Annotated in this window: 3 protein-coding genes and 2 pseudogenes; all 5 read right to left on the bottom strand. The window is 45.5% G+C overall.

Annotation, left to right across the window (positions count from 1 at the left end; genetic code table 11):
• Nucleotides 1-419 (bottom strand): annotated as a pseudogene (locus tag ACR0P9_RS10010) (family 1 glycosylhydrolase); the annotation flags it as partial.
• The gene (locus ACR0P9_RS10015; RefSeq protein ID WP_432619745.1) at nucleotides 353-724 is read right to left on the bottom strand and encodes a hypothetical protein; all 372 of its coding nucleotides are present in this window, start codon (nucleotides 722-724) and stop codon (nucleotides 353-355) included. The gene ACR0P9_RS10015 and the pseudogene ACR0P9_RS10010, both read right to left, overlap by 67 nt.
• The gene (locus ACR0P9_RS10020) at nucleotides 648-965 is read right to left on the bottom strand and encodes a PTS transporter subunit EIIC (RefSeq protein ID WP_432619747.1); all 318 of its coding nucleotides are present in this window, start codon (nucleotides 963-965) and stop codon (nucleotides 648-650) included. The genes ACR0P9_RS10015 and ACR0P9_RS10020 overlap by 77 nt, the downstream gene beginning before the upstream one ends.
• Before the next feature lie 102 nt (nucleotides 966-1,067).
• Nucleotides 1,068-2,618 carry an amidohydrolase gene (locus ACR0P9_RS10025; RefSeq protein ID WP_432619749.1) on the bottom strand — a complete coding sequence of 517 codons (1,551 nt, stop codon included), beginning with the start codon at nucleotides 2,616-2,618 and terminating at the stop codon, nucleotides 1,068-1,070.
• A 10-nt stretch (nucleotides 2,619-2,628) separates the two neighbouring features.
• Nucleotides 2,629-3,086 (bottom strand): annotated as a pseudogene (locus tag ACR0P9_RS10030) (hypothetical protein); the annotation flags it as partial.

Genomic DNA, 3,086 nt, shown 5'->3' on the forward strand with positions numbered 1-3,086 from the left:
CATCCCCATTCCGAAGCTGGTAAATACGGATTGGGGACACCGCCGATAATATTGCCTGCACCTGCTTTTTGATTTGGATCTGCACTTCCGCAAACGCTCATATAATAACTAAATGACACAAAATCGACCGTATGCTTCAAAATTTCTTCATCTTCCGGCTGCATCTGAATCGCAATATTATGCTCTTTAAAATATCGAAGCATATATCCCGGATATGTTCCGCGAACATGTACATCTCCAAAGAAATCATTTTTATGCTCTTCCTGCATAGAAGCAATGACATCATCCGGAGATGGCGTAAGGGAATAAACCGGCATACTCAGCAACATACATCCCACTTTTGCATCCGACATCATTTCACGTACCAATTTTGTCGCCAATGCGCTCGCCACCAGCTCATGATGTACCGCTTGATACAAGTATCAAACAAATCGTCATAAAACTGCAATCCCTTTTCGTTCGGTGTCTTTTTCTCGACCTCAGAAAGATTGCTGACTGCTTCATTCGGGCTGCCCGTTGTGCTCCAGTTGCCCAGAACGGCATCTGCAGAATTTCGTCCGCCCATTTCAGCCCATGCAGAGCCGATCATGTAGGTGTAGTTCTTTGCGGTATCGTTCAAGCCGTTTGCAGTCAGACTGCCAGCCTTGTCAAAGTATTCGCCGTTCTTGGACTTCAGTGCGATAGCCAGACAAGCTGCACCCTGTGCAACATTGCTGATGAGCATTGCCGATAATCGAGCCAAGCGGTCCAAGAATCAAAAAGGCAATCGGCGTGGAAACCAGCAGAATCAGCATCAGCTTCAGCTTCAAGAACTTCTTGGTAAACGCCGGTGTAATTTTTTCCATCAATCGTTCGATGTAGCTCATTACCCATGCGGTCAAAATCGCCGGAATGATGCTGGAAGAATAATCGAAATTGGTTACCGGAAGTCCCAAGAAGTGAATACCGCCTTCAGCTCCCGTCAAGCTGATGAAATTCGGATGAATGAGAATCGCAACAACCGCTGTTACCAGAAATGGGTAAAAACAAAAGGAAACTCTGTGCTGTGAAGAGTTTCCTTTTGCTTGTCATTTGCGCCGATACACAATTTGATCTTTTGCAATTGTGTGCGTAATGTGAATATCCGTCAATGCCTGCGTATCAACACAGAGCGGATTTTGATCTAGAATAACAAAGTCTGCCTGTTTGTTTTTTTCTATGCTTCCCTTTTGTTTTTCTTCTCCGTATTGAAACGCTGTATGAATGGTCACTGCCTGAAGGGCTTGATAAGCACTGATGGTATGCTGTTTTCCCAAAAGAACACCTTGTTCCGTCACGCGTTGTACGGCTGTTCGTATTGTGCTCAGCATATTGGGCGGCAAAACCGGCGTATCCTGATGAAAGGTATACGGCAAACAAAACTCTTCAGCCCATCCAACCGGTGAAATATTCTGTGCACGAGTTTGTCCCAAATTCTTTCTGTGCACATCTCCCCACCGATATACATGGTCGACAAAAAAGGACGGTATCATTCCCAAATCAGAGAATCGGCTTAATTGGTCTTGACGCACGGTCTGGCTGTGCAGCATGACCGGCCGCAGTTTCTGTGTATTCCTTCTCCCAGAGTGCTCCAGTGCATACTGATAGCTATTCAGAAATTGCTCGGATGCCGCATCCCCGTTGCAATGTGCCATCAACTGTACACCATCATTGACGGCTTGTAATGCAAATGCTTTCACCTCATCATCGCGCATCCACGCTGATCCGTTTGTTCCATCCGTATACGGTTCTCGCATCCATGCTGTTTTTCCTTGCGGCGACCCATCCAAGACCAATTTGTACCCACCGATTTTCAAGTGCTTTTGATAGGTCTGCAATAGATTGGCATTCGCCTGTACTACGCTGTGTGCATCATCTGTCATCATCAAATACGCTGCAACATCAACCTGAAACAATCTCTGGTCTGCCAATTCTTGCAGTTGCTGAAATTGTTTCTTTCCAACCGCACCATCTTGAATGGTACAAATACCATTTTGCAGATATACGTCTTGCGCTTTTTTATACAGATGCTCTACGGGAAGTTTTGATTCCGCAGCCTGTGCATAAATTGCAGTCATATCTGTTTCTGCCAAATATCCTGTGCATTCATCATGTTTGAAGATCTTCGCCTGTTTCAGCGCAAGCGTATTGGCGACGCCCATGTGAAACGATACATGAGAAATAAAAATCGGGTTTTCATCGCTAACCTGATCGAGAACTCGTCTGTCCGGATGTCTTTTTTCCAACAGGCGATTCTCATCATATCCAAATCCCACGATATACTCTCCATGAAACAAAGCATTCTTTGCTCGAAATGTTCTGAGCAGATCAATGATGTCTTGAAAGCTTCTGGCAGCGGATAAATCTGCCTGTGCAAGATTTTGAGCAAGCATGGATAAATGTCCGTGTCCATCTAAAAATGCAGGCAGCATGGTTTTTCCTTCTAAATCAAAGACTTCTGCATGGTTTCCCGCTGCGCGCCGAACGTTCTCGATGCTTCCAACGAGAGCAATTTTTCCATTGCGTGTCAAAACAGCTTGTGCTGTTTCTCGCGGATAACGCATAGTAAGAATCGTTCCATTGCAATAAATTCGTTCCATCACTGTCACCTTAACTATTTACCTGTTTGATGCTTTTTGTGCGTTTTACTGCCGGAAGTGCGATGTTCTTTCCAACCAGTATTGTCGCAAGCAGCAGAACAGCCGCAAGACCAGCGTTGATTGCCATCCACGATTTCCATCCCCAGATGGCAGCAAACGGCGCGAGCGAACCGACGACAATCGCCGTTAGCATCTGAAAAACATTCCACCATACAATCTCTCTTGTCACAGGTGTTTCTCCCTGCGGGTCAAGAATTCGCAGCAATAACAGTCCTGTAATCGCTGTACCGGTGGCAATACCATATACCGCAATAAATCGTTCTGCTACATAGTGATTGGTTCTTTTTGCCAGCGACCATGTGAGCCAAATCGTAATACCAATAATTCCAATAGAGATGGAAATCAGCGGCACAAGATATTTGAGAATCACGCCGACTGTGACGCTCATCATGCACGCAACCAAAGCGG

It is taken from the genome of Butyricicoccus sp., from assembly GCF_050872565.1.
Classification (GTDB): Bacteria; Bacillota; Clostridia; order Oscillospirales; family Butyricicoccaceae; genus Butyricicoccus_A.

Excerpts from the sequence above, each read along its gene's own strand:
- ACR0P9_RS10015 (WP_432619745.1), bottom strand. The coding sequence starts at position 724 with ATGCTCATCAGCAATGTTGCACAGGGTGCAGCTTGTCTGGCTATCGCA.
- ACR0P9_RS10025 (WP_432619749.1), bottom strand. The coding sequence starts at position 2,618 with ATGGAACGAATTTATTGCAATGGAACGATTCTTACTATGCGTTATCCG.